Raw genomic sequence first — 25,748 nt, forward strand, 5'->3', positions numbered from 1 at the left:
GGGCCGAGCATACGAGGTGAGTGGCTTGACTCACCACTGCCGCCACCCTAGTGTCGGGGCAGTGGTGAGTCGTCCGGCTCACCACTGGCCGCCCGCTCACCACTGGTGATCCCGGTCATTCACCCCCGTACCGAAGGGCCATCCAATGCCCCGCTTCGACAACCAGACAGTGCTCGTGACCGGTGGGACCGGCGGCCAGGGCGCGAGCCACGTCCGCGCCTTCCACGCCGAGGGAGCGAACGTGGTGATCGGCGGAATCGACGCGGACCGCGGCGCCGCCCTCGCCGACGAACTCGGCGCCCGCGCTCGCTTCGCCCACCTCGACGTCACCGACGAGAGCTTGTGGTCCGCCGCTGTGCTGACCGCCGAGAACGCCTTCGGCGCCCTGAACGTGCTCGTCAACAACGCGGGCGTGCAGAATCCGCCCGCGACGATCGAAAACACGGAGCAGGCCACGTGGTCGCGCATCCTCGACGTCAACCTCACGGGGACCTTCCTCGGCATCAAGGTCGCAGCCCCCGCCCTGCGCCGTGCGGCAGGGGGAGCGATCGTCAACGTCGCCTCGACCATGGGCCTGGGCGGCACGGCTCACTACGCGCCGTACGTCGCGAGCAAGTGGGCCGTGCGAGGCCTCACCCGAACGGCGGCACTCGAGCTCGGCCGCGACCACATCCGGGTGAACACCATCAGCCCTGGAGTGATATCGACCCCCTTCATCCACGAACCGGCAGCTGGCGCAGTCGCGCCGATCGCGGACTTCTACTCACCCGAGCCGTTCGCCATCCCCCGGCTCGGGGAGCCGACCGACGTCAGCCGCCTCCTTTTGTTCCTCACGTCATCGGAGGCGTCGTTCATCACGGGGTCGGAGTACGTCATCGACGGTGGACTCCTCCTCGGCCCCGCCCTTCAGGCCCAGCCCGCATGAGCACCCTCGACTCTCCACCGCACCGCGGAAACCTGCTCGAGACCGACGGTGTTCGGACCACGACGACCGATGTCCGCAGGGCCGCCGAGCAAGTGTCAACTTCGCCGACCATCGCGGTCGGCCAACACTAGGCTCCGAGATATGGCGGCGGCGTGCCCATCGTTGGCACATAAGTCCGGGCAGAGCCTATTTCTCCTCGCGAGGCGCAAACCTAGACGGAGAGGAAAAACGCATGGCTGTCAAAACCAAGACCCGTCCGGGCACCACGGAGATTCGGCCCTTCTCGGTCGACATTCCCCAGGCCGACCTCGATGACCTGAAGAGGCGCATCAAGGCCACCCGCTGGCCGGACAAGGAAACGGTTGACGACCAGTCGCAGGGCGTGCCACTCGCGACGATCCAGGCCGTCGCCCGCTACTGGGAAAAGGAGTACGACTGGCGAAAGGTCGAGGCGCGACTGAATGCCGTACCGCAGTTCATGACCACCATCGACGGCGTGGACATCCACTTCATCCACGTGCGCTCGAAGCACGAGGACGCGCTGCCGCTCATCGTCACCCACGGCTGGCCCGGGTCGGTGATCGAGCAGATGAAGATCATCGAGCCGCTCACCGATCCCACCGCACACGGCGGCAGCGCGTCGGACGCCTTCCACCTGGTGATCCCGTCGCTGCCCGGCCACGGCTTCTCCGGCAAGCCGACCGAGTCGGGCTGGAATCCGCAGAAAATCGCGACAGCCTGGACCGAGTTGATGAAACGTCTCGGCTACTCGCGGTTCGTCGCCCAGGGCGGCGACTGGGGTGCGGTCATCGTGGACCAGATGGGCATCCAGGCGCCCCCGGAACTGCTCGGCATCCACACCAACATGCCAGGTGCGATCCCACCCGAGATCGACCTGTTGTTCCAGGGCGACACCACGGGCGCGAACAACGCCATGGGCTCGCTGCCGTCCGGTCTCTCCGACGACGAGATGCGGGCCGCCGAGGAAGCCAACTACGTCTGGAAGCACGTCGCGTACGCCCTCATGATGGCGACGCGTCCGCAGACACTGACCGGGCTCGCGGATTCACCGGTCGGTCTGGCGTCCTTCCTGCTCGACCACGACGCGAAGAGTCTGGCCCTGATCGCGCAGGTCTTCGACGGGGCGAAAGCCGGCCTCACCCGCGACGACATCCTGGACAACATCTCGCTCTACTGGCTGACGAACACCGCGGTCTCCGCGTCCCGCCTGTACGCGGAGAACAAGCTCTCGTTCTTCGCCGCCAAGGGTGTCGACGTCCCGGTCGCCGTCAGCGTCTTCCCCGACGAGCTGTACGAGGCGCCGCAGAGTTGGGCCGAACAGGCGTACTCGAACCTCATCTACTACAACAAGCTCGACGTGGGCGGGCACTTCGCGGCCTGGGAGCAGCCGAAGCTCTTCTCCGAGGAGCTGCGGACCGCCTTCCGGTCGCTGCGCTAGATGGCCGTGCACCTGCCCCCGCTGAACGGGGCGGCCGAGTGGCTCAACTCCGAGCCACTCGGCCCCGCCGACCTGCGCGGGCGCGTCGTCCTGGTGAACTTCTGGACGCTCACCTGCATCAACTGGCTGCGTCAGGAGCCGTACGTCCGGGCCTGGTCGCAGGCGTACCGCGACGACGGGCTGGTCGTCGTCGGGGTGCACACGCCGGAGTTCGGATTCGAGCACGAGGTCGACCAGGTGCGGCGGGCGGTCGCGGCGCGATCGATCGACTACCCGGTGGCGGTCGACAACGACTACGCGATCTGGCGCGCCTTCGACAACCAGTACTGGCCGGCGCTGTACTTCGTCGACACCGACGGCGTCATCCGTGACGAGCACTTCGGCGAGGGGCGCTACGAACAGTCCGAGCGGACGCTCCAGCAGTTGCTCGGCATCGAGCGGGATCCCGTACACGTGCGGGGTCTCGGCCCGGAGGCGGAAGCCGACTGGGGCGACCTGCGCACACCCGAGACGTACCTCGGCTTCAGTCGCGGCGAACATTTCGCGTCGCCCGACGGCCCGGCGCTCGACGAACGCCGCGCCTACCAGGTGCCGGCGAGCCTCGGCCTCAACCAGTGGGCACTGGCGGGGGAGTGGACGATCGGGTCGGAGAACGTCGTGCTGGAGGGGGCCGGCGGCGGCATCGCCGTCCGGTTCCACGCCCGCGACGCCCATCTCGTGCTGGCCCCCGGGGCGGGGCGGTCCATCCCGTTCCGCGTGCTGCTCGACGGTGACGCACCCGGCCTGTCACACGGCGTCGACGTCGACGAGGACGGCAACGGCGTAGTCCAGGACGGCCGGCTCTACCAGCTGATCCGCCAGGACGGCGCGGTCCGGGAGCGGACCCTGGAGATCACGTTCGACGAGCCGGGCGCGGCGGCGTACGCCTTCACGTTCGGATAGCGCGGGTGCGCAGGTCGTCGGCGGTGTCGGCACATGCCCTGGGTCCGCTCAGCGGCGCAGGTCGACCACGCTGACGGTGTCGGAGACCGGTGAGATGCTGCGCACCCGCGAGCCGGGGCGGAGCCGGGCGTCGCCGGCGTACCTGTCGGCGAGCGCCTTCTCCGCGGCCTCGTCGCCCTCGTCGGCGGCGAGCAGCAGCGCGGCGATCTCGTCCACGAGGGTGAGGTCGGCGGTGCTGAGGTCGTCGGTCATCGCGCCGAAGCCGTCCCAGAGCAGCAACTCGTCCTTCTGCCGGTGGGCCAGTTCGATCAGGACAAAGTCGTGGATGAAACAGTCGCCACGGATCGGCAGCTCCGGGCTGACGCCGTACACCTCGGGGTCGATCGTCCCGGCCCGGTACGCCGACCACACCCGTGCCGCCGAGTCGAAGAGGCCGGCCTTCGGGTCGATGTCGTAGCCGTCGAAACCCCAGTCGCCGGCCAGGTCGAGCTCCGGGTCGGCCCAGACCCACCGGTGGCCGTCCCAGTACTCCACCAGGACGTGGTCGTGGTGCCAGCCGGGCACGAAGTACGAGGCGAAACCGACCCGGCTGCGGCTGGGAACGCCGTGCTGTCGCAGCATCGCCACCGAGAGCAGCGTGTGGTCCCGGCAGCAGCCGGCCACCCGGTCCACGGCCGGACGCTCGGCGGCCAGGGGCAGCGGAAATCGGGACTGGTCGGCGTCGAGGATGCGGTCCACCCAGCGGCAGTTCACCTCCTCCAGCCGGTCGGGAGGCAACTCGACGCCGCCGGCGCGGTAGTGGACGATCACGTTGCGGACGGTCGCCGCCACCGAGGCGATGTCGGCCGGGACAGCGTCGAGCAGCGCGGCGTGCCGACCGGGATCGCTGTACGGAGAGTGTTGCCGGTAGTCATCGAGGGTCATGCGACGAGTCTGCCTTCCTGCTGTGGGGCGGTGAGGGCTGCGGGCCTACAATCTCGTCGACTGCCATGACGAATCCTGAGATCACCATCGCCACCCCGGCAGACCGCGACGCGGTCGTCGGTTCCCTGGTTGCCGCCTTCGTCAAGGACCCGGTCCTGCGGTGGCTGTTCCCCGACGAGGACACCTACCCCCGGTACGCCGCAGCCTTCTTCGGGCACCTCTTCGACAAGCGGGTGCACCGGTCGTCCATCTGGACGATCGACGGCGGGGCGTCAGTGGCGATCTGGGAACCGCCGGCAGTCGGGCACGTGTCGTCCGGCGACGGGTTCTCCGCCGTCCAGTACCCGGACGACGTGCTGGCCCGCGTCGAGGGCTACGACAACGCCGTGCACGCCGCACTGCCGACCTTCCCGTTCTGGTATCTCGGCGTCCTGGGCACCCACCCCGACAGCGCCGGACGGGGTTGGGGCCGCGCCGTGATGAGGGCCGGGCTGGACCGGGCGGCCGCCGACGGCCTGCCGGCGATCCTGGAGACCAGCAACCCGGTGAACGTCGACCTGTACCGCCGCGCCGGCTGGGAGGTGCTGGGCTCGATGGCCGAGCCGGTGCCCACCTGGATCATGCTCCAGCACTAGCCGTCCGTCGGCGCGGACCCTCCGCCCGCCTGCCCGGTCGCCGGCGCGGCCGCGAAGATGCGCGCGTAGATGGAGTCGATGACGTGGTTCTTCGCCAGGCTGTAGTCGCGGGGCCGGTGCGCGGTCTCCCGAGCGAGGCGTCGCTTGGCCGTGGCGTACCGCTCACGGTCGTCCGGATTCGCCCGCAACCAGTCGCGGAACAGCCGGTGCCGGACGGGCTCGGGCGCGCCCCTCGGCCAGACGTGCAGGTTGACGTCCTCCGCCGCGCTCAGGAGCATCCGGTGCCCGTGCCACCACGGCTCGCGCAGCACCAGTCGGAAGCCGAGCCGTTCCAGGGCGGGAAGGTAGCCGGACTCGTCGTCGGTGTCCTCGACGAGCAGGTCGATGTCGATGACGGGCTTGGCCGCGAGGCCCGGCACGGCAGTCGACCCGACGTGCTCCACACCGAGCGCCACGTCGCCGAGCGCCTCGGTGAGCAGCGCACGGACGCTCGCGTACCGCAGCGCCCACGCCGGGTCGTGGTCCTCGACGACGACCGAGCGCCACGTCCGGGGCGGCTCGCCAACCAGGCCCGCGTCCACCTGATCCGGGGTGGCGTGGAATCGGCGTACGACGTCCTGCGGATGTTCGGCCACGGCAGACCCCTCCCGGAGAAGCAAAGTCCGCCAGCGTACGCGGACTCAGTCCGGAACGTCGTCCCAGCCGGTGCCCGGCGGCAGGTAGCCGGCAGCCGGGTTGTCCCGCAGGGCGTAGGCGAGGACCAGCAGGGCGTGCTTGTCCAGCTCGGGCAGCCGATCCATCGCGAACCACCGGACCGCCAGCGACTCGTCGTCGTTGACCCGTGCCGTGCCGGCCACCACCCGGCACAGGAAGCCCAGGTTGAGGTATTCGCAACGGTCGCCGTTGGGGTAGGTGTGCGGGTGCGTGACGGCGCTCGACATCCGCACCGGCGCCACGTCGAGGCCGGTCTCCTCGTGGACCTCACGCACCAGCGCGGTGGCCGGCTGCTCGCCGGGCTCGACGAATCCGCTGATCACCGACCAGCGTCCGTCGTCGGCGCGCTGACCCAGCAGCAGTTCACCGGCGTCGTTGCGGATCACCGCGCTGACACTGGGCAGCCAGAGCAGGTCGTGCCCGACGTGTCTGCGCATCCCCACGATGTAGTCCGGTATCGCCACCGGGCGATCATAGGCCGCGATCCGGCCGCCAGAACCACGCCGCCGCCGTGCTCCAGCCCGGGTGAACGCGGGTACCGGCTGACAGTCTTGGCCGTTTTCTGGTGTTTTGCTCCCGCAGACGGAAAGCATATCTACTGTGGAGAGGGTCGGTGACTTGCGTGATCCGGTGGCGGCCGGCCGGTAGTCGGTGCACAGTGATTCCCATGACGGACAGTGAGCGTGGTGGGAAGTACTACTGGTGCACCCGGCACCACCGGGTCGAGACGGACGCCGACGTGTGCCCGGCGAAGCACGTCCTCGGTCCGTACGACTCGGCGGCCGACGCGGAGAACGCCCTGCAACGCGTGCAGGAGCGCAACGAAGCGTGGGATGCCGAGGACGCCCGTTGGGCCGGGGAGGACAGGTAGGCGGCGCGGGACGGCCCGCGCCGAGGCATTTCGTGCTCCGCGAGGACGCACGCGAGAGCACGCCCCCAAGGAGGGAACCACGATGGCCGAAGCACAGCAGGCCACCACCCGCCCGCCCGCCCGACGTACCACCGCGAAGAAGACCGCCGCGGCGGAGCGCAACACGGCGGCGAGTCGGACCACCCCCGTGCGCAAGTCCACCACGGGCGCCGCGAAGGCGCCGGCCCGCAAGGCGGCCGGCGGCGCGGGGCGCGCCCCGGCGAAGAAGACCACCACGGCGGCGAAGAAGGCCCCCGCGAAGAAGACCACCACCAGGACCACGACGGCGGCCAAGAAGGCCCCCGCGAAGAAGACCACCACCCGCAAGACGACCACCGCCGCGAAGCGGACCCCGGCGTCCGCGACGCGCAAGAGCACCACCGCCGCGACGAAGACCACCGGTGCGGCGAAGAGCACGGGTGCGGCGAAGAGCACGGGTGCGGCGAAGAGCACGGGTGCGGCGAGGAAGACCTCCGGCGCCGCGAAGAAGACCGTGAGCGCCGCGAAGAAGACCACCTCGTCGGCGGCGAAGAAGACCACCGCCGCGAAGAAGGCTCCGGCGCGTAAGGCCGCGACCACGGCGGCCGCCGTGAAGAAGACCGCCGCGAAGAAGGCGCCCGCCAAGAAGGCTCCGGCGAAGAAGACGACAGCGAAGAAGACGGCCTCCACCCGCCCCAGCGGCGGTGCCCGCAAGGCACCGGCGAAGAAGGCTCCGGCCGCGAAGTCGACGGGCACCTCGTCGGCGGCGGCCCGCAAGTCGGCGGCGAAGAAGGCACCCGCGAAGAAGACCGTCGCGGCGAAGGCCCCGGCCCGCAAGGTGACCGCCCGCAAGTCGCCGGCCCGCCCGGCCGCCGCGCGGGCCACCACCGCCCGCAGCGCCACCTCCCGGGGTACGCGCAGCACCGCCCGGAAGGCGACCGGCTGAGCGCACGTCAGCCCGTCGACCGCGGGCTGTCGGAAGATCTCGGCCGGTCACCGGAAGCGGATCACCGGCGGCGCTGTCAGGATTGACCCGTGGTCATCCGACGCGTACTCGCGCCCCGCATCGACTTCGGCGCGCTGCGCCGCGAACTCGGCCTGCCCGAGGGCTTCCCGGCCGACGCGCAGCGGGAGGCCGACGAGGCGGCCGCGGCACCACCGCGGCCGTCCGTCGACCGCACCGACGTACCGTTCGTCACGGTCGACCCGGCCAGCTCCCGTGACCTGGACCAGGCGATGCACCTCGCCCGGCGCGCGGGCGGCGGCTACCGGGTGCGGTACGCGATCGCGGACGTCGCCGCGCACGTCGCCCCGGGCGGCGCCTTGGAGACGGAGACGTGGCGGCGTGGACAGACCGTCTACCTGCCCGACGGCCACGTGCCGCTGCACCCGCTGACTCTCAGCGAGGGCGCGGCCAGTCTGCTGCCCGACGACGACCGGGCCGCCGTGGTGTGGACCATCGACCTGGACGCCGACGGTGGCACCGTGGCCGTCGAACTCGAACGGGCCCTGGTGCGCAGCCGGGCCAAACTCGACTACACCGGGGTGCAGTCCGCCGCCGACGCCGGGCGGCTGCCCGACCCGATCGCGCTGCTGCCCGAGATCGGCGACCGGCTGACCGCACGCGGGCTGCGCCGCGGCGCCATCAACCTGCCGCTGCCCGAGCAGGACGTCGAACCCGACGGCGACGGTTGGCGGCTGGTGCTGCGCGGCCCGGCGCCCATGGAGGAGTACAACGCGCAGATCTCACTGCTGACCGGGATGGCCGCCGCCGACATCATGCTGGCCGGCCAGGTCGGCCTGCTGCGCACCATGCCGGCGCCGAAACCGGAGGCGGTGCAGCGGTTGCGCGCCGCCGCCGCGCCGCTGGGCGTGCACTGGCCGGAGGGCGCCGACCCGGGCGAGGTCATCGCCGGGCTGGACCCCGCCCAGCCGCGTGCCGCCGCGTTCATCGACCAGGCGGCCGAGCTGATGCGCGGCGCCGCGTACACCGCCTTCGACGGCACGCTGCCCGAGCAGCCGCAGCACGGCGGGGTCGCCGCCGCGTACGCCCACGTCACCGCGCCGCTGCGGCGCCTCGCCGACCGGTACGCCACCGAGGTCTGCCTGGCCCTGCACGCGGGCCGGCCGGTGCCGGACTGGGCCCGCGCCGCCCTGTCCCGGCTGCCCGAGGTGATGGCCAGCACCGACCGGACCGCCTCGGCGGCCAGCCGGGGCGCCGTCGAGCTGGCCGAGGCGGTGCTGCTGGCGCACCGGGTCGGCGAGACCTTCGACGCGGCGGTCCTGGACGTCGACGCCCCGCCCAACGGCAAGTCCCGCCCGCGGCCGCAGGGTGGCACCGTCGCCCTGGACACCCCACCGGTACGCGCCCGCTGCCTCGGCGACCTGCCGCTCGGCGAACGGGTCCGGGTGCGCCTGGTCACCGCCGACCCGGCGGCCCGCACGGTTCTGTTCGAGGTGGCCTGACGCTGGCGCCGACGCTGGCGCTGGTCCGGGCCGGCAGCGGGGATTGTCACAGCACGCGGCGCTGCTGCCGCGCCGGTGGTTTGGAAGGATGAGCGCATGGCATACGACGCGAGCACGCTGCCCGACGTGTCCGGGCTGACCGTCGGCATCATCGGTGGCACCGGCGACCAGGGGCGCGGCCTCGCCTACCGGTTCGCGCGGGCCGGGCAGACGGTGCTGATCGGTTCCCGGTCCGCGGAACGGGCCGCCGAGTCCGCCGCCGAGATCGCCGCCCTGCCAGGAATGCCGGCCGACGCCAGCATCACCGGCGCGGCCAACGAGGAGGTGGCCCGGCGCAGCGACGTCGTGATCATCGCGGTGCCGTGGGACGGTCACGCCGCCACGGTCGCCTCCCTCGCCGAGCCGCTCGCCGGCCGGATCGTCGTCGACTGCGTCAACCCGCTCGGCTTCGACAAGCAGGGCCCGTACGCCCTCACCGTCACCGAGGGCAGCGCCGTTCAGCAGGCCGCCGCGCTCCTGCCGGACTCCCGGGTCTGCGCCGCGTTCAACCACGTCAGCGCCCCGCTGCTCGCCGACCCCGACGTCGACCGCATCGACCTGGACGTGCTGATCTGCACGGAGGACCGCGAACTGGTCGACGTGGTCGGGGCGCTCGCCGCCCGGATCCCCGGGATGCGCGGCATCTACGCCGGTCGGCTCCGCAACGCCCACCAGATCGAGGCGTTCACCGCCAACCTGATCGCCATCAACAAGCGCTACAAGGCACACGCCGGCATCCGCGTCACCGACCTCTGACCCACGCTGGGCTTTGCGGTTCGCGCGCTGACCCGCTGTCGTGCGCTGGCCGGCCGTCGTGCGCTGGCCCGCTGTCGTGCGCTGGCCGGCCGTCGTGCGCTGACCTGCTGTCGTGCGCTGGCCGGCCGTCGTGCGCTGGTCCGCTGTCGTGTGCTGACCGGCCGTCGTTGTGCGGTCCGCGCCGACCTGTCCCTGTGCTGGTGGGCCGCGTGGGCGCAGTCGATTGCCCCGGCGCAGTCCCGCCGGCGCGTGCGCTCGCGGGCGGATCACCGCTCGATGGCGTGAGTGGCAGCCGGGCTCGGATCATTTGCCCGATCGGGCCGCAGGCTGTGGCCTACGTCTGTCGGTGGTAGTGGTTGCGGCGAGGGCTCGGATCGTCTGTCCGATCGGGCCGCGGGCTGTGGCCTACGTGCGCCGGTGGTAGTGGTTTCGGCGGGGGATCTGCTCCGGGTCGAGCCAGGCGGGCGGGATGAACTCCGGATGGCCGTCGCCCGCGAGTCGCACCGTCCACTCGCTGTGGTGGAGGTGGCGGTGGTGGTGGCCGCAGAGCAGGACCGCGTTGGCGAGGCTGGTGTCGCCACCGTCGGCCCAGTGCCGGATGTGGTGGGCGTCGCACCACCGGGGTGGGCGGTCACAGCCGGGGAAGGCGCAGCCGCGGTCGCGCAGGACGAGGGCGCGTCGGAGCGGGCCGGTGACGAGGCGGCGTTGCCGGCCGACGTCGAGGACCTGGCCGGCGCCGCCGAGGACGGTGGGCAGGACGGCGGCGTCGCAGGCGAGCCGCCGCACGACCTCCGGGGTGAGGTGGAGGCCGGTGTCGAGGGCGCCGGCGCCCAGCTGGCGGGTCAACGCGTCGTAGCCGGTGGTGATCACGAGCTGGGCGGGGTCGCCGCCGTGCTCGGGTAGCTCGCCGGTGCGCAGGGCGAGTCGGCAGATGTCGGCGAGGGCGTCGTGGCGGCGCTGCCCGGGGCTGCGCTCGTCGTCGGGGCTGGACGGGGCCGTCAACGGGTCGATGGCGGCGCGCAGCAGGGCGGCGGCCTCGGTGTCGAGTGTGCCGCTGAGCCGCAGCCGGCCGTCGGTCTGCTCGGAGAGGGTGAGGTGTCGGTCGCGGGTGGCGCGGCGGGCTTCGGCGGCCAGCGCGGCCTTGGCGGCGGCGTCGGCGATGTCGGGGGCGACGTGGTCGAGGATCCGGGTGCCGAGTGTGCGCAGCAGATTGGGGTCGAACCGCCCTGCCCAGTCGACGAGCACCCCGACGGCCTTGTCGGCGGCCTGCGTGCCGGCGACGCCCTGCACGGTGGCGACGGTGTCGGCGATGACCCGGGCCTGGTCGACGGTGATGTCCGCGTCGGCCAGGGCCTGCCGTACCCCCGGATTGCCGGTGTCGAGGGCGGCGGCGAGGTCGACCAGCCGGCGGGCGGCCGGGACGGTGAGGCGCAGCCGTTCGCGGAGCCAGACGGCGGTGGAGGTTGCGCCCTGGGCGATCGGCGTGCCACGACCGTCGAGCTCGCGGATCACCGCCAGCTTGGCGGCGGCGAGGCGCTGCTCGATGCGGTGTGCGGCGTCGAGTGCCGCGATCAGGTCAGGCTCTGCCGCGGCCCAGGTGGGTGCGTCGGCGCAGGCGGCGATCGCCTCCTCCGCCTGCGCCAACGCCTCCCTCATGACCCGACAGTAGAACAGGTGTACGACAACTTCACTTACCAAGATCGATGGTGGCCGAGGTGGAGGGTCCGCCGACGACCGACCACCTGAGCGCCCGCCCTAGAAGGTGTGTTCGGCGGCCGGGAACTCGCCACCGCGGACCTCGTCGGCGAAGCGGCGGGTGGCGTCGGTGAGGGCGCCAGCCAGGTCCGCGTACCGCTTGACGAAGCGGGGCGCCTTGCCGGTGCGCAGGCCGGCCATGTCCTGCCAGACCAGGACCTGCGCGTCGGTGTCCGGGCCGGCACCGATACCCACGGTCGGAATGGGCAGCTCGTGGGTGATTTGCTTGGCCACCTCGCCGGGCACCATCTCCAGGACCACCGCGAACGCGCCCGCCTCGGCGACCGCCCGCGCGTCGGCGAGCACCTCGTCGGCCGCGTCGCCCCGGCCCTGCACCCGGTAGCCGCCCAGGGTGTGCTCGCTCTGCGGGGTGAAGCCGATGTGGGCCATCACCGGGATGCCCGCGCCGACGATCGCGGCGATCTGCGCGGCGCAGCGGCGGCCGCCCTCCAACTTCACGGCGTGGCAGCCACCCTCCTTCATGAACCGGACGGCGGTACGCAGCGCCTGGACCGGACCCTCCTCGTACGAGCCGAAGGGCAGGTCGCCGACGATCAGCGAGTGCCGGGTGGCCCGCACCACCGCCCGCACCAGCGGGAGCAGTTCGTCGGCGGTGACCGGAACGGTCGTCTCGTAGCCGTACACGTTGTTCGCGGCCGAGTCGCCGACCAGCAGCACCGGTACCCCGGCCTGGTCGAAGATCCCCGCCGTGTACTGGTCGTACGAGGTGAGCATCGGCCACCGTTCGCCGCGTTCCTTGGCGGCGATCAGGTCGCGGGTACGGACCCGCCGGGTGACCGGACCGCCGTACAGGGCGGTCACCTCGTTCGCGGTGGACTCCACCATGACTGTCTCCTTCCTCGAGGCCGCCTGCGCGGTCCCCGGGTTCCGTCGCGATCGTCGCACCGGAGAACGGGGTGACGGCAGGGCCCAGTGGAAGATGTCACTCGGGTTCCGCTGCGGGACGCCGGACCGGGGGACCGGTCCGGCGTCCACCGCGTCGGCTCAGCCGTGCTCGCGCCACCGGTTGGTGATCGGCAGTCGACGGTCCCGGCCGAACGCCTTCATGGAGATCTTCGCCCCCGGGGCGGACTGCCGTCGCTTGTACTCGGCGGTATCCACCAGCCGCAGCACCTTGTCCACCACCGCCGGGTCGTGGCCCGACTCGACGAGCCCGTCCCGGCCCAGGTCGCCGTCGACGTAGCCGATCAGGATCGGGTCGAGGACGTCGTAGTCGGGCAGGCTGTCGCTGTCCAACTGCCCGGGGCTCAGCTCGGCGCTGGGTGGCTTGCCGATCGAGTTCTCCGGGATCGGCGGGGTTTCGCCCCGGCGGGTGGCGTCCGTGTTGCGCCACTTCGCCAGCCGCCACACCAGGGTCTTCCACACGTCCTTGATCGGGTTGAAGCCGCCCACCGAGTCGCCGTACAGCGTGGAGTAACCCACCGCCAGCTCGCTCTTGTTGCCGGTGGTCAACACCAGGTGCCCCTCCTGGTTCGACAACGCCATCAGGATGACGCCGCGGACCCGGGCCTGAAGATTTTCCACCGCCACCCCGGACAGCGACAGGTTGGCCAGGAATCCGTCCACCATCGGCTGGATCGGCTCGACACGGTAGTCCAGGCCGGTGCGCTTGGCCAGGTCGGCGGCGTCCTCGCGGGAGTGCTCCGAGGAGTGCTGGCTGGGCAGCGACACACCGACGACCCGGTCCCCGCCGAGGGCGTCGACGGCCAGGGCGGCCACCACCGCCGAGTCGATGCCGCCGGAGAGGCCGAGCACCACCGACGGGAAGCGGTTCTTGTTGACGTAGTCGCGCAGGCCCAGCACCAGCGCCTGCCACGCCTCGGCCTCGTCGGCCACCGGCTCGATCAGCCCGCCGACGGCGGGCGGACCCGAGGGCGTGGGCGGAACGCCGTCCAGGGCGCCGCGTACCACCCGCAGGCCGGCGGCGGTCCGGGCGGCCGGCGGCTCGGTCGCGGCCGGCAGGTCGGTCGCAGCCGGCGGCTCGGTCGCGGCCGGCAGGTCGACGTCGTGTACGAGGAGGTGCTCGACGAACTGCGGGGCGCGGGTGAGCAGCTCCCCGTCGGCGCTGACGATCATCGAGTCGCCCTCGAAGACCAGCTCGTCCTGACCGCCGATCATGTTGACGTACGCGATGGTGGCGTTCGCCTCGGCGGCCCGGCGGCGGACCAGCGGCAGCCTGATGTCGTCCTTGTTCAGCTCGTACGGCGAGCCGTTGATGTTGACGACCAGGCCGACGCCCGCCTCCCGGGCGGCGGCGAACGGACCGCCGGCCTGCCACAGGTCCTCGCAGATGGTCAGCGCCACGTCAACCCCGGCGATGCGCACCACGGTCAGCGTCTCGCCGGGGACGAAGTAGCGGTCCTCGTCGAACACGCCGTAGTTGGGCAGGTGGTGCTTGAAGTAGCGGGTGACCACCGCGCCCCCGTGCAGCAGCGCGGCGGCGTTGCGGGCACCGTGGCCGGGCTCCGCGTCCCCGCTGACCTGCGGCGGGCCGTCGGCGTCGAGGTAGCCGACCACCACCGGCACCTCGCCGAGGCCGTCCGCGGCGAGGTCGGCGGCGAGCCGCTCCAGGGCGGCCCGGGACGCGGCGACGAAGGACCGCCGGAACACCAGGTCCTCGACCGGGTAGCCGGTCAGCATCATCTCCGGGAAGAGCACCAGCTGGGCACCGGCATCGGCGGCCTGGCGAGTCCAGCTGCGGACCAGGTCGGCGTTGCCGGCGAGGTCGCCGACGCTCGGGTTGACCTGGGACAGGGCGAGACGCAGGGTGGGCATGTCCTCATCTTGCCCCAGCGGCGTCGGGGCCATTCGGCGGTAGCCGCGCGTTCGGTGGCATCGTCTCCGACCGCCGGGCGGGACACGAGGGGACGGGCGGCGGTGGTTCGCGTAACGTCTGCGTAACCAGGCCCGGGAACACTGGGCGGTCAGGTCGGGTGCAGCCCGGCCAAGGCGGACAAAAGAGTGTCGCGAGGGGTTGGGGAAGTGGACCGTCAGCAGGAGTTCGTCCTCCGTACGCTGGAAGAGCGGGACATCCGGTTCGTGCGGCTGTGGTTCACCGACGTGCTGGGCACGCTCAAGAGCGTCTCGGTGGCGCCCGCCGAGCTGGAGTCGGCCTTCGAGGAGGGCATCGGCTTCGACGGTTCGGCGATCGAGGGCTTCGCCCGGGTCTTCGAATCGGACATGGTGGCCATGCCCGACCCGACCACCTTCCAGGTCTTCCCGTTCGAGGGTGGGGTCAGCGGCGAGAGCGCCCGGATGTTCTGCGACATCCTGCTGCCCGACGGCGGCCCCTCCTGGGCCGACCCCCGGCACGTGCTGCGCCGCGCGCTGTCCAAGGCCGCCGAGAAGGGCTTCACCTTCTACACCCACCCCGAGATCGAGTTCTTCCTGCTGGAGAACGGCCCGCAGGACGGGTCCGTGCCGACGCCCGTCGACACCGGCGGCTACTTCGAGCACACCACCCACGCCGTGGCCCGGGACTTCCGCCGCCAGGGCGTGCTGGCCCTGGAACGGATCGGCATCTCGGTGGAGTTCAGCCACCACGAGGTCGCGCCCGGCCAGCAGGAGATCGACCTCCGGTACGCCGACGCGCTGACCACCGCCGACAACATCATGACCTTCCGGCACGTGGTCAAGGAGGTGGCGCTCTCCACAGGCGTGCAGGCCAGCTTCATGCCCAAGCCGTTCACCGACCAGCCGGGCAGCGGGATGCACACCCACCTGTCGCTGTTCGAGGGCGAGCGCAACGCGTTCCACGACTCCGGCGACCCGATGAAGCTGTCCAAGGTCGCGAAGTCGTTCATCGCCGGCCTGCTGATGCACGCCCGCGAGTACACCGCCGTCACCAACCAGTGGGTCAACTCGTACAAGCGGCTCTTCCCGCAGCACCTGCCCGACCGCATCACGGAGAGCCCCGCGTACGTCTGCTGGGGTCACCTGAACCGGTCCGCGCTGGTCCGGGTGCCCGCGTACGGCAAGCCGAACTCGGCCCGGGTCGAGGTCCGCTCGCCGGACTCGGCGGCCAACCCGTACCTGGCGTTCGCGGTGCTGCTCGGCGCCGGCCTCAAGGGCATCGAGGAGGGGTACGAGCTGCCGCCGGGCGCGGAGGACGACGTCTGGTCGCTGACCAGCGCCGAACGCCGTGCCATGGGGTACGAGGCGCTGCCGGAGAACCTGGCCGAGGCGATCGACGTGATGGCCGAGTCCGAGCTGGTCGCCGAGGTGCTCGGCGAGCACGTCTTCGACTTCTTCCTGCGCAACAAGCGGGCCGAGTGGGAGCAGTACCGCCGCGAGGTCACCCCGTACGAGCGGCAGCGCTACCTGGCGCTGTAGCGGCGGGGCTGACGCGGTTTGCGCGCTGCCGCTATCGTCTCGATCACCGCGCCGGTACCCCTTCCGGCCGGAGAGTCGGGAGGCAGTCGGTGCTGGAGGATCTGCTCAGCGGTGCCTGGCAGAGCGTCGTGTTCGGGATCGTCGGCGTGGGGCTGATGGCGGCCGGTTTCGGCCTGGTCGACCTGCTCACCCCGGGGCGGTTGCGGGACCTGATCTGGGTGGACCGCAACGCCAACGCGGGGCTGCTGCTCGCCGCAAACCAGCTCGGCATCGCCGGGATCGTCTTCACCGCGATCCTGACCAGCTACAGCGACTTCGGTAAGGGGCTCGCCTCCACAGTCGTGTTCGGCCTGCTCGGGCTGGGCATCATGGCGCTCGCCTTCTTCGTGCTCGACCTGCTCACGCCGGGCAAGCTCGGCGAGGTCATCTGCTCGCCCGAGCCGCACCCGGCGGCCCGGGTCAGTGCCGCCACCCACTTCGGCGCCGCGCTGATCGTCTGCGCCTGCATCGCCTGAGCGCGTTCGTCGTACCCCGGCCGTAGCGTGCCGGGCATGAACCGCACGGATCGGCTCTACGCCCTGGTGGAGGAGTTGCGGGCGGTGTCGCCGCGTCCGCGCAGCGCCCGCTGGTTGGCCGCCCGCTTCGAGGTGAGCAGCCGGACCGTCGAACGGGACATCGGCGCCCTCCAGGAGGCCGGCGTGCCGATCTGGGCGGAGCCGGGGCGCACCGGCGGCTACGTGGTGGACCGCGCCCGCACCCTGCCGCCGGTCAACCTCACCCCGGTCGAGGCGGTGGCGATGGCGGTCGCGCTGCACCGGCTCGCGGGCACGCCGTTCGCCGGGCCGGGCGGCACCGCGCTGCGCAAGCTGGTGGCGGTGCTGCCGCCCGCCGAGGCCGCCGAGGCGCACCGTCTCGCCGGCCAGGTGCACCTGGTCGGCGACGGGCCGGCCACACCCGTCCCGGCCATCGTCGCCGACGCGGTCTCCGCGCGGTGGGTGCTGCGCATCGGGTACGCCGACCGCGGCGGCTCGGACTCGGTCCGCGACGTCGAGCCGCTGGGCTACCTCGGCAACTCCCGGCACTGGTATCTGGTGGCCTGGTGTCGGCTCCGCGACGAGCTGCGCTGCTTTCGGACCGACCGGATCCGGATGGTCCGGGCGCTGCCCGAGGTGGTGTCCCGGGATTGGCGCCCGACGGATCTCGACATTCCGCACGAGCGGGTCCGGTCGGTGAGCCTGGTCTGACCCCCGTCAGGTGATCCGGAAACACCGACAGGACGGTGTCGCGGAAGGCCCCGAGACTGCTCCAGACGACGGCCGAACGGCCGGCTTTGGAAACACTGGAGGCAGTACATGTCCACGACGCCCATCACCTGGTTCGAGTTCGGCACCGACCGGCCGGACGAGGCGCAACGGTTCTACGGAGAGCTGTTCGGCTGGACCTTCGAGCAGCAGGGCCCGTCCTACCGTGTGACCGGGGCCGGTGGCGACACCGGGATCGGCGGGGCGATCCGGACCCTCAGCGACGACGCGCCCAGCTACGCGGCGTTCTACGCCGAGGTGGCCGACGTCGCGGAGACCTGCCGTCGGGCCGAGGCGGCCGGCGGCACGGTGCTGGTGCCGCCCGCGACGACGCCGAGCGGCCTGACCCGCGCCCAACTGCTCGACCCGGTCGGAAACCGGGTGGGCCTGTTCGCGCCCCCACCCGCGCAGGGCTGACCGACTCCCGTTCGCCGAGGTGGCGGTGACCCGCCACCTCGGCGAATCGGGATGGGTCACGCGCCGGGCGTGGCCTCGGGAGCGTCCTGCTGGTCGGAGCCCTCCGGGGCGCCGGCGGGGCCGCCCTTGTCGCCCCGACCATCGTGGCCACCCGGGCCGCCCCGGTGCCCGGGGCCGCCCTTCTCGCCCGGGCCACCCTTGCCGCCGGGGAAGACGCCGGCCTCGACGGCCTTGGTGATGGCGTCGGCCTGCTCCTGGGTGATCTTGCCGTCCTTGACGGCCTGGTCCAGTCGCTCCTTGAGGGCGGCCTGGCGGTCCTCGGCGGACGGGCGGTCCGGCCGGTCGGCCGGCTTGTGCTGCTCGCGCAGCTTCTCCAGCGCGGCGGTCACCTTCTCGGTGGGCACGCCCAGCTCCTGGGCGAGCTTCTCGGCGAACTCACCCTGCCGGTCCTGCCGCTGCTCACTGCTGCTGGCGCTCGGCGTCGGGGTGTCCCCGTCAGCGGCGAACGCCATCGTGGGGGCGGCGATCCCCACGCCGAGCACACCGGCGGCGGCCACGCTGGCCAGCAGGTGCTTCTTCGACATCGTGCGGAACATCGGTCCTCCAGGTTGTCGTTGGTGCTGCGATGACGTCACCGACAGTGACCGGAGAGCCTGGGCGCAACCCATGGCGACCCTGTCAGCGGGCTGGCAATTCAGCTCGCCAGCCGGACAAAACGGTTGCGATGTCACCGTCCGTACGGTCAGGGTGGAAAGCCCCGACGAAAGGATCACGCCTCGTGACGATCGCCGAGATTCGGGAGATCCCCCTCGCCGAGCCGGGCGCCGGCCCGTACGGCATCACGCCCGGTCCCGACGGCGCGCTCTGGCTGACGCTCGTCCACGGCGGCGCGATCGCCCGCCTGGGGGTCGACGGCGCGGTACGGACGTACCCGCTGGAACCGGCCGGCGGCCGACCGCTGATCATCACCGCCGGCCCGGACGACGCGCTCTGGTTCACCCGCTCCGGCGATGACCGGATCGGTCGGATCGGCGTCGACGGCGAACAGCGCACCGTCGCCCTGCCGGCTGGCACCGGGCCGGGCGGCATCGCCACCGGACCCGACGGCGCGCTCTGGTACGCCGGCATGACCTCCGACACGATCGGCCGCGTGGACACCGACGGTGGCGTCGAGGTGTTCCCGCTGCCCGCGGAGGGCGCGTTCGCCTCGATGATCACCGCCGGCCCGGACGACGCGCTCTGGTTCACCCTCAACCAGGCGAACGCGATCGGCCGGATCGACCTCGACGGCCGGATCACCCTGCACCCGCTGCCCACCGTGAAGGCCGGCCCGGTCGGCATCACGCTCGGCGGCGACGGCGCCCTCTGGTTCGTGGAGATCACCGCCGGTCAGCTCGGCCGGGTCACCCCGGACGGCGAGGTGACCGAGATCCCGCTGCCGGACCGGGCGGCCCGGCCGCACGCCGTCGTGGCCGATCCGGCCGGCGGCGTCTGGTTCACCGAGTGGGGCGCCAACCGGATCGGCCACCTCGACCCGGCCGGTCGGATCGACACCCACGACCTGTCCACTCCCCACGCGGAACCCCACGGCATCACGGTGACCCCCGACGGCGTCTGGGCCGCCCTGGAGATCGGCGCGGTGGCCCACCTGACCCCGTCCGCGTGATCAAGAGGGTCGCGTCAGAACCCGGGCCGGACCTGACGCGAACCTCTTGATCAACGGGGCGGGGGGCAGGGGGGCAGGGTCAGCGGACGGCGGGGGTTACGGTCAGGGTTCCCGTGTTGGTGTCCAGGACCGCCTCGGTGCCTACCGGGACGGTCAGTTGGTCGGGGCCGTGACCGATGGGGAGGCCGCCGAGGACCGGTACGCCCAGGTCGCCGAGGAGCTCGGTGAGGACGTCGACCGTCGTGGTCTCCCAGCCGTCGCCGCACTCGGTGAACTGCCCGAGCGCCACCCCGGCCAGCCCGTCCAGCGCGCCGGCCCGGCGCAGCTGGGTGAGCATCCGGTCGATCTTGTACGGGGGCTCCTGCACGTCCTCGATCAACAGCACCGCCCCGGTCAGGTCGGGCAGGTCCGGGGTGCCGATCGACGCGACGATCATGCACAGGTTTCCGCCGAGCAGGGTGCCGGTGGCCCGACCCGGGACGCGGACGGCGAAGGTGTCCTCGCCCGGCACGGCGCTGACCGTCACCTCCTCGGTGGTCATCAGGGCGGCGTGCAACGACTCGGCCGAGCGCAGCGGGGTGCGCTCGTCGCGCCACGCCGCACCCGGACCGTGCACGCCGGCCAGCCGGGCGCCCCGCCACAGCGCGAACTGCAACGCCGTGATGTCGGAGAAGCCGGCCACCACCTTCGGATCGCGGCGCACCGCCGCCATGTCGATGGCGTCGACGATCCGCTGGACGCCGTAGCCGCCCCGGGTGCAGATCACACCCCGGATCTCCGGGTCGGCGAAGGCCGCGTTCAGGTCGGCGGCGCGCACGTCGTCCGTACCGGCCAGGTAGCCGTGGCGGGCGTACGCGTTCGGTGCCGGCACCGGCCGCAGGCCCCAACCGGTGAGCAGCTCCACCCCGCGCGCCACCCGCTCCGGCGACGTCGGCCCGGACGGCGACACCAGTGCCACCGCGTCCCCCGGACGCAGTACGGGTGGGCGGACGACTGCCGAATCCTCGCTGATCACAACCGCAGAGCCTAGCCACACCCGCCATGCGCGGGGGCACCCCGGCGGCCGGACCCGTGGCGGGGCGTGGCGCCCCGCGGCGAACCCGCTAGCCTCGACGGGTGGCAACCGCGCTGGTGATCGAGAACGACCCGACGGACGACGCACGCCGGCTGGGCGAGTGGCTGACCGAGGCCGGGCTGGAGCTGTGGGTCGTACGCCCCCACGCCGGCGACGAGCTCCCCGCCGACCTCGAGGGGTACGCGGCGCTCGTGGTGCTCGGCGGCGACCAGCAGGCGTACCCGCTGCCGGACGGCTCGGCCGGCGCACCCTGGTTCCCCGCCGTGGAGGGTCTGCTGCGCAAGGCGGTCCGCTACCGGGTGCCCACCCTGGCGGTGTGCCTGGGCGCGCAGCTGCTCGCCACCGCGCACGCCGGCCTGGTCGAACGGAGCCCGTCCGGGCCGGAGATCGGCCCCGGCGTGGTCGGCCGGCGCGACGCCGCCGAGAACGACCCGCTGTTCCGGTACGTGCCGCTGATCCCGGACGTGCTCCAGTGGCACTCCGACGAGATCACCGAACTGCCCCGGGGGGCCACCCTCCTGGCGGCCTCCACCCGCTACCCGCACCAGGCGTTCCGGCTCGGTGACCGGGCCTGGGGCCTACAGTTCCACATCGAGTGCGACACCGCGATGATCGCCGACTGGGCCACCGACTCGGCGCAGCTCGCCGAGCTGGGCTACGACCCGGAGCTGGTAGTCGCGGCGTGCGACTCCGTGATGGTGGACGTCGAGGAGGTCTGGCAGCCGTTCGCCGCCCGCTTCGCCGCCCTCGCGCTCGGCGAGCTGGACGACAGCACGACGCGGCGTGGCCTGCCGCTGCTCGGGCGCTGATGAGCCGGCCGACCAGGGCACCGGGCCGGCTCGCCCGCTACGGTTTCGGCACCGCCGAGGGCGACGGCGGGGCGCGCGCCGCCGACCTGCTCGGCCCGGACGGGCTGCGGCTGTGGCGACCGGACGAGCAGGAGCCGGTCGACGAGCCGGCCGGGGAGCTGCTCGCGGCGCTGTCCCGGGCCGCCGACCCGGACCTGGCGCTGCGCCAACTGCACCGCATCGTCGAGGCCGAACGCCGCACGACAGGCGACACCGCGTCGCCGCTGCTCGCGGACCTGCACGCCGACCCCGGCCTGCGGCGGCGGGTGATCGCGGTGCTCGGCGCCTCGTCGGCGCTCGGCGACCATCTGGTGGCCCACCCCGAGCACTACCAGGCGCTGCGTACCGCCCCGGACGGGCTCGCGCCCCCCGCCGAGGGCCGACTGGAACCCACCGGCGACGGCAACCCGGTGGCGGTGCTGCGGGCCGCGTACCGGCTGGCGTTGCTGCGCATCGCGGCGGCCGACCTCACCGGCGGGCGCGGCCTGGAGCAGACCATGGCCGCGCTGTCCGCGCTCGCCGACGCGACGCTCGCCGCCGCGTACGAGGTCGCCGTCGACGAGCTGGCCGACGGCACCGAACGGCCCCGCCTGGCGGTGGTGGCGATGGGCAAGTGCGGCGGCGGTGAACTGAACTACGTCTCCGACGTGGACGTCATCTTCGTGGCCGCCGAGGACGCCGACCTGCCCGCCGCGACCCAGGTGGCGACCCGGCTCATCCACATCTGCGGGCTGGTCGCCTGGCCGGTGGACGCCGCGCTGCGCCCCGAGGGCAACCGGGGCCCGCTCGTGCGTACCCTCGCCAGCCACCTCGCCTACTACCGCCGGTGGGCGCGCACCTGGGAGTTCCAGGCGCTGCTCAAGGCCCGCCCGGCCGCCGGTGACCTGCCGCTGGCCCAGGAGTGGATCGACCAGCTCGCGCCGCTGGTCTGGCGGGCCGCCGAGCGGCCCGAGGCGGTCGAGGACGTCCGCGCGATGCGCCGCCGGATCATCGACCACATCCCGCCGAAGGAGCTGGAACGCGAGATCAAACGCGGCCCCGGCGGGCTGCGCGACATCGAGTTCGCCGTGCAGTTGCTGCAACTCGTGCACGGTCGCGGCGACGAGACGCTGCGGGCGCCCGGCACCCTCCCGGCGTTGCGGGCGCTCGTCGCCGGCGGGTACGTCGGTCGCGCCGACGGCGAGGCCCTGCTGCGCGGCTACCGCTTCCTGCGCAGCGTCGAGCACCGGCTGCAACTCCAGGCCCTGCGGCGGACGCACACCGTACCCACCGAGCCGGCCGCGCTGCGCTGGCTGGCCGCCGCGCTGGGTTTCACGGCCACGCCGGGGCGCAGCGCCGTGGAGAGCTTCCGGGCCGAGTGGGTCACCCACGCCGCCGAGGTACGCCGACTGCACGCCAAACTGCTCTACCGGCCGCTGCTGGAGTCGGTGGCCCGGGTGCCGGCCGACGGGCTGCGGCTCACCCCGGAGGCGGCCCGGCACCGGTTGGAGATCCTCGGCTTCGCCGACCCGGCCGGGGCGCTGCGCCACCTCCAGGCGCTCACCGGCGGGGTGAGCCGTACGGCGGCCATCCAGCGGACCCTGCTGCCGGTGCTGCTCAGCGAGTTCGCCGACGCGCCGGAACCGGACCGGGGGCTGCTCAACTACCGCAAGGTGTCCGACAAGCTGGGCAGCACACCCTGGTACCTGCGGCTGCTGCGCGACGGCGGCCCGGTCGCCCGGCGGCTCGCCCGCGTCCTCGCCCTGTCCCGGTACGTCGCCGACCTGCTCGCCCGCGACCCGGAGGCGCTGCGGCTGCTGGCCGAGGAGAACGAGCTGGCCCCGCGTTCGCGCGAGGTGCTGCGCGAGGGGTTCCTGGCGGCGGCGGCCCGGCACACCGATCCGGTGGAGGCGACAAGCGCCGTGCGGGCGCTGCGCCGGCGGGAGCTGGTCCGGGTGGCCTGCGCCGACGTGCTCTGCCGTGCGGGCGCGCTCGCACCCGCGCCCACCCGCGCGGACGGCGCGAAGCGGGCACCCGGGCTGTCCGACATCACCGAGGTCGGCACGGCGCTCTCCGACGTCACCGACGCCACACTGGCCGCCGCGCTGCGGGCCGCCCAGGCCAGCCAACCGGCGCCGGCCGGGCTGCGGTTCGCCGTCATCGGTATGGGCCGGCTCGGCGGGTACGAGTCGAACTACCTCTCCGACGCCGACGTGCTCTTCGTCTACGACCCGCCCGCCGGCGGCAACGAGAGCGCCGCCAGCGCCGCCGCGCACGCCATCGCCGAGGAGTTGCGCCGGCTGCTCGGCGTACCCGCCCCCGACCCGCCGCTCGGCGTCGACGCCGACCTGCGTCCGGAGGGCCGGCAGGGTCCGCTGGTCCGCAGCCTCGCCGCCTACGCGCAGTACTACGCGCGCTGGTCGCGGGTGTGGGAGGCGCAGGCGTTGCTGCGCGCCCGGTTCGTCTGCGGCGACGCCGAGCTGGGCGCCGAGTTCGAGGCGATGATCGACCCGGTGCGCTACCCCGCCGAGGGGCTGACCCGCGAGCAGATCGTCGAGATCCGCCGGATCAAGGCGCGGGTGGAGACCGAGCGGCTGCCCCGGGGCGCCGACCCGGCCACCCACACCAAGCTGGGCCGGGGTGGGCTCGCCGACGTGGAGTGGGCGGTCCAGCTGCTCCAGCTCCGGCACGGCGGCGCGGTGCCGGCGCTGCGCGGCACGCGTACCCTCGACGCTCTCGCGGCCGCCGCCGAGGCGGGCCTGGTCGACCCGGCGGACGCCGCGGAGATGGCCGCCGGCTGGTCCCTGGCCGCGCAGGTCCGCAACGCGTTGATGCTGGTCCGGGGCCGGGCCGGGGACCAGCTGCCCCGGCACGGGGTGGAGCTGGCCGGGGTGGTCCGGCTGCTCGGCCGCGACGACCCGGGGGAGTTCCTCGACGAGTACCTGCGCACCGCCCGCCGTTCCCGAGCCGCGATGGAACGTGTCCTCGATGCCTGACGCGTCGACGCGTCCGACCGGGCGGCGCACCGGTTGGGTGGCGGCGACCGGGGTGGCGGTGGTGCTCGCCGCCGCGTTCCTGCTCGCGCCGCCGATGGGCACCGACCTCGCCGCCCAGGTGGCGCGCGCCGAGTTCGCCGACCGGTACGGCGGCACGCCGATCGACCTCGGCTGGTACGGCGGCGTCAACCAGTACGGCTACAGCCTGTTCACCGCCCGGTTGGGCGCGCTGATCGGGGTACGCCCGCTGGGGGCCGTCGCCGCCGTGCTCGGCGCCGCCGCGCTGGCCTGGCTGTTCGCCCGCAACCGGGCCCGCCGCCCGCTGCTGGCCGGTGTCCTCGGTGCCGTGGTCCTGGTCGGCAACCTGGCCAGCGGCCGGATCACCTTCGCCGTCGGGCTGACGTTCGGCCTGCTGGCGCTCTGCGCGGTCAGCGCGGATCGCCCGCCGCGCTGGCTCCGGCTGCTGCTCGCCGCCGTCTGCGCCGCCCTGGCCACGGCGGCCAGCCCGGTCGCCGGCCTGTTCACCGGGCTGGCCGGCGCGGCGCTGCTGCTGTCCGCCCTGCGTACCGGCGCCGGACCGGGCCGAACGCTGCCCGGCGGGTGGCGCGTCGAGCGACCACTCGCCGAGGGGCTCGTCCTGGCCGTGGCGCCCGCCGTCACGCTGGCCCCGATCGCGCTCCTCTTCGGCAACGGCGGCACCCAGCCCTACTCGGCCGAGTCGATGCGGATCAACGTCGCGCTCGCGGTGCTGGTGGCGGTCGTGCTGCCGCGCCGTCGCCGGGTGCTGCGCATCGGGGCGGCGCTCACCGTGCTGCTGCTGGTCGGCGCGTACTACCTGCCCAGCCCGATCGGCTCCAACGCGCTGCGGCTGCCGATGCTCTTCGCGCTGCCCGTGCTGGCCGGATACGCGACGCTGCCCGGCCCGTGGCTGGCGGGGCTGCTCGCCGCGACCGTGTGGTGGCAGTCGCCGGTGATGGTGAGCGACGTGACCCGCGCCGGCTCCCCGGAGAGCGCAGCCAGCTTCTACCGGCCGCTCGTCACCGAACTCGACAGGCGGCAGCCGGTCGGACGGGTCGAGGTGGTGCCACTGCGCGACCACTGGGAGTCCGCGTACCTCCCGCCGACCGTGCCACTGGCCCGCGGCTGGGAACGCCAGGTCGACAGCGACCGCAACGCGCTGTTCTACGACGGCAGCCTGGACGCGAAGACGTACGAGGCGTGGCTCCGCCGCGAGGCCGTCACCCACGTGGTCCTCGCCCCGGAAGCACCCGCCGACCGGTGGGGCCGCGACGAGGCAGCCCTGATCCGCGCCGGCCTGCCGTACCTGCGGGAGGTCTGGAGCGACCCGACCTGGCGGATGTACGCAGTGGTCGACCCGACCCCGCTGGTCGGCGCCCCGGGGCAGCTCGTCACCGCCGACCGTGGTGCGATCCGCCTGACCGCCGCCCCCGGCGACGTGCCGGTGCGGGTGCGGTGGTCGCGCTGGCTGTCGCTGACCGGCCCGGACGGCTGCGTACGCCCCGCAGCGGACGGGTGGACCGAGGTGCGGGTCCGCGCCGCCGGCGACTACACGGTGTCCAGCGGACTCGCCCCGGCGAACCACTGCTGA

24 protein-coding genes are annotated in these 25,748 nt (G+C 73.0%); 16 read left to right on the plus strand and 8 right to left on the minus strand.

Annotated elements, in window-relative coordinates:
- Positions 1-145: 145 nt before the first annotated feature.
- From ABZS77_RS26305 to ABZS77_RS26315, 3 genes are all read left to right on the plus strand, one after another.
- Entirely contained in the window at positions 146-925 is a 780-nt protein-coding gene (locus ABZS77_RS26305; RefSeq protein ID WP_354828020.1) for an SDR family oxidoreductase, read from the plus strand.
- A 232-nt stretch (positions 926-1,157) separates the two neighbouring features.
- Positions 1,158-2,384 carry an epoxide hydrolase family protein gene (locus tag ABZS77_RS26310; RefSeq protein WP_354828023.1) on the plus strand — a complete coding sequence of 409 codons (1,227 nt, stop codon included), beginning with the start codon at positions 1,158-1,160 and terminating at the stop codon, positions 2,382-2,384.
- On the plus strand, positions 2,385-3,326 hold the full coding sequence (locus tag ABZS77_RS26315) for a redoxin family protein (protein WP_354828026.1): 942 nt from the start codon (positions 2,385-2,387) through the stop codon (positions 3,324-3,326).
- A 48-nt stretch (positions 3,327-3,374) separates the two neighbouring features.
- Here ABZS77_RS26315 and ABZS77_RS26320 read toward each other — a convergent pair whose 3' ends face one another.
- Complete coding sequence (locus tag ABZS77_RS26320) at positions 3,375-4,250, minus strand: transglutaminase-like domain-containing protein (protein ID WP_354828028.1); 876 nt, start codon at positions 4,248-4,250, stop codon at positions 3,375-3,377.
- Between the two features lie 65 nt (positions 4,251-4,315).
- Between ABZS77_RS26320 and ABZS77_RS26325 the strand changes: the two genes are divergently transcribed.
- Entirely contained in the window at positions 4,316-4,885 is a 570-nt protein-coding gene (locus ABZS77_RS26325; RefSeq protein WP_354828031.1) for a GNAT family N-acetyltransferase, read from the plus strand.
- Here the strand turns inward: ABZS77_RS26325 and ABZS77_RS26330 are convergent.
- Positions 4,882-5,520 (minus strand): GrpB family protein, encoded by a 639-nt coding sequence (locus ABZS77_RS26330; protein ID WP_354828033.1) that lies wholly within the window; start codon positions 5,518-5,520, stop codon positions 4,882-4,884. The two genes, ABZS77_RS26325 and ABZS77_RS26330, sit on opposite strands and share 4 nt — an antisense overlap.
- A 45-nt stretch (positions 5,521-5,565) precedes the next feature.
- Entirely contained in the window at positions 5,566-6,063 is a 498-nt protein-coding gene (locus ABZS77_RS26335; RefSeq protein WP_354828036.1) for an NUDIX domain-containing protein, read from the minus strand.
- Between the two features lie 203 nt (positions 6,064-6,266).
- Here ABZS77_RS26335 and ABZS77_RS26340 point away from each other — a divergent pair, with 203 nt between their 5' ends.
- From ABZS77_RS26340 to npdG, 4 genes are all read left to right on the plus strand, one after another.
- Positions 6,267-6,470, plus strand: coding sequence for a hypothetical protein (locus ABZS77_RS26340; RefSeq protein ID WP_139583286.1), 204 nt, complete (start codon positions 6,267-6,269; stop codon positions 6,468-6,470).
- Positions 6,471-6,552: 82 nt separating this feature from the next.
- Positions 6,553-7,434, plus strand: a complete 882-nt coding sequence (locus ABZS77_RS26345) for a histone (RefSeq protein ID WP_354828038.1) — start codon at positions 6,553-6,555, stop codon at positions 7,432-7,434.
- Positions 7,435-7,523: 89 nt separating this feature from the next.
- Positions 7,524-8,954 carry an RNB domain-containing ribonuclease gene (locus tag ABZS77_RS26350; RefSeq protein ID WP_354828041.1) on the plus strand — a complete coding sequence of 477 codons (1,431 nt, stop codon included), beginning with the start codon at positions 7,524-7,526 and terminating at the stop codon, positions 8,952-8,954.
- A 96-nt stretch (positions 8,955-9,050) separates the two neighbouring features.
- A complete protein-coding gene (npdG, locus tag ABZS77_RS26355) occupies positions 9,051-9,749 on the plus strand; it encodes an NADPH-dependent F420 reductase (protein WP_354828044.1) in 699 nt (232 codons plus the stop codon).
- A 405-nt stretch (positions 9,750-10,154) separates the two neighbouring features.
- Here npdG and ABZS77_RS26360 read toward each other — a convergent pair whose 3' ends face one another.
- From ABZS77_RS26360 to ABZS77_RS26370, 3 genes are all read right to left on the minus strand, one after another.
- Positions 10,155-11,405 (minus strand): DUF222 domain-containing protein, encoded by a 1,251-nt coding sequence (locus tag ABZS77_RS26360; protein ID WP_354828047.1) that lies wholly within the window; start codon positions 11,403-11,405, stop codon positions 10,155-10,157.
- 99 nt (positions 11,406-11,504) lie between these two features.
- Positions 11,505-12,350, minus strand: coding sequence for a 3-methyl-2-oxobutanoate hydroxymethyltransferase (panB, locus tag ABZS77_RS26365; protein ID WP_354828049.1), 846 nt, complete (start codon positions 12,348-12,350; stop codon positions 11,505-11,507).
- 159 nt (positions 12,351-12,509) lie between these two features.
- Positions 12,510-14,300 carry an NAD+ synthase gene (locus ABZS77_RS26370; protein ID WP_354828052.1) on the minus strand — a complete coding sequence of 597 codons (1,791 nt, stop codon included), beginning with the start codon at positions 14,298-14,300 and terminating at the stop codon, positions 12,510-12,512.
- Between the two features lie 207 nt (positions 14,301-14,507).
- Between ABZS77_RS26370 and glnA the strand changes: the two genes are divergently transcribed.
- The 4 genes from glnA (at position 14,508) to ABZS77_RS26390 (ending at position 17,575) form a co-directional block, all read left to right on the plus strand.
- Complete coding sequence (gene glnA / locus ABZS77_RS26375) at positions 14,508-15,857, plus strand: type I glutamate--ammonia ligase (protein ID WP_354828055.1); 1,350 nt, start codon at positions 14,508-14,510, stop codon at positions 15,855-15,857.
- Positions 15,858-15,946: 89 nt separating this feature from the next.
- On the plus strand, positions 15,947-16,372 hold the full coding sequence (locus ABZS77_RS26380) for a DUF350 domain-containing protein (protein WP_354828057.1): 426 nt from the start codon (positions 15,947-15,949) through the stop codon (positions 16,370-16,372).
- A gap of 36 nt (positions 16,373-16,408) precedes the next feature.
- A complete protein-coding gene (locus ABZS77_RS26385; RefSeq protein WP_354828059.1) occupies positions 16,409-17,101 on the plus strand; it encodes a YafY family protein in 693 nt (230 codons plus the stop codon).
- A gap of 108 nt (positions 17,102-17,209) precedes the next feature.
- Positions 17,210-17,575 (plus strand): VOC family protein, encoded by a 366-nt coding sequence (locus ABZS77_RS26390; RefSeq protein ID WP_354828062.1) that lies wholly within the window; start codon positions 17,210-17,212, stop codon positions 17,573-17,575.
- 56 nt (positions 17,576-17,631) lie between these two features.
- On the opposite strand, the gene ABZS77_RS26395 is transcribed toward ABZS77_RS26390, so the two are convergent.
- Positions 17,632-18,171 (minus strand): hypothetical protein, encoded by a 540-nt coding sequence (locus ABZS77_RS26395; protein WP_354828065.1) that lies wholly within the window; start codon positions 18,169-18,171, stop codon positions 17,632-17,634.
- A gap of 182 nt (positions 18,172-18,353) precedes the next feature.
- Between ABZS77_RS26395 and ABZS77_RS26400 the strand changes: the two genes are divergently transcribed.
- Positions 18,354-19,241 carry a virginiamycin B lyase gene (locus ABZS77_RS26400; protein ID WP_354828067.1) on the plus strand — a complete coding sequence of 296 codons (888 nt, stop codon included), beginning with the start codon at positions 18,354-18,356 and terminating at the stop codon, positions 19,239-19,241.
- A gap of 79 nt (positions 19,242-19,320) precedes the next feature.
- Here the strand turns inward: ABZS77_RS26400 and ABZS77_RS26405 are convergent, their stop codons facing one another.
- The gene (locus ABZS77_RS26405) at positions 19,321-20,256 is read right to left on the minus strand and encodes an LD-carboxypeptidase (RefSeq protein ID WP_354828070.1); all 936 of its coding nucleotides are present in this window, start codon (positions 20,254-20,256) and stop codon (positions 19,321-19,323) included.
- 101 nt (positions 20,257-20,357) lie between these two features.
- Here ABZS77_RS26405 and ABZS77_RS26410 point away from each other — a divergent pair, with 101 nt between their 5' ends.
- From ABZS77_RS26410 to ABZS77_RS26420, 3 genes are read left to right on the plus strand one after another with little or no spacing between them, the layout of a single operon-like run.
- Positions 20,358-21,125, plus strand: a complete 768-nt coding sequence (locus tag ABZS77_RS26410; protein WP_354828074.1) for a type 1 glutamine amidotransferase — start codon at positions 20,358-20,360, stop codon at positions 21,123-21,125.
- On the plus strand, positions 21,125-24,139 hold the full coding sequence (locus ABZS77_RS26415) for a bifunctional [glutamine synthetase] adenylyltransferase/[glutamine synthetase]-adenylyl-L-tyrosine phosphorylase (protein WP_354828077.1): 3,015 nt from the start codon (positions 21,125-21,127) through the stop codon (positions 24,137-24,139). The genes ABZS77_RS26410 and ABZS77_RS26415 overlap by 1 nt, the downstream gene beginning before the upstream one ends.
- A complete protein-coding gene (locus ABZS77_RS26420; protein ID WP_354828080.1) occupies positions 24,132-25,748 on the plus strand; it encodes a hypothetical protein in 1,617 nt (538 codons plus the stop codon). The genes ABZS77_RS26415 and ABZS77_RS26420 overlap by 8 nt, the downstream gene beginning before the upstream one ends.

Origin of the sequence: Micromonospora sp. NPDC005298 (genome assembly GCF_040607375.1) — a bacterium.
In the GTDB taxonomy this organism is placed as follows: Bacteria; Actinomycetota; Actinomycetes; order Mycobacteriales; family Micromonosporaceae; genus Micromonospora.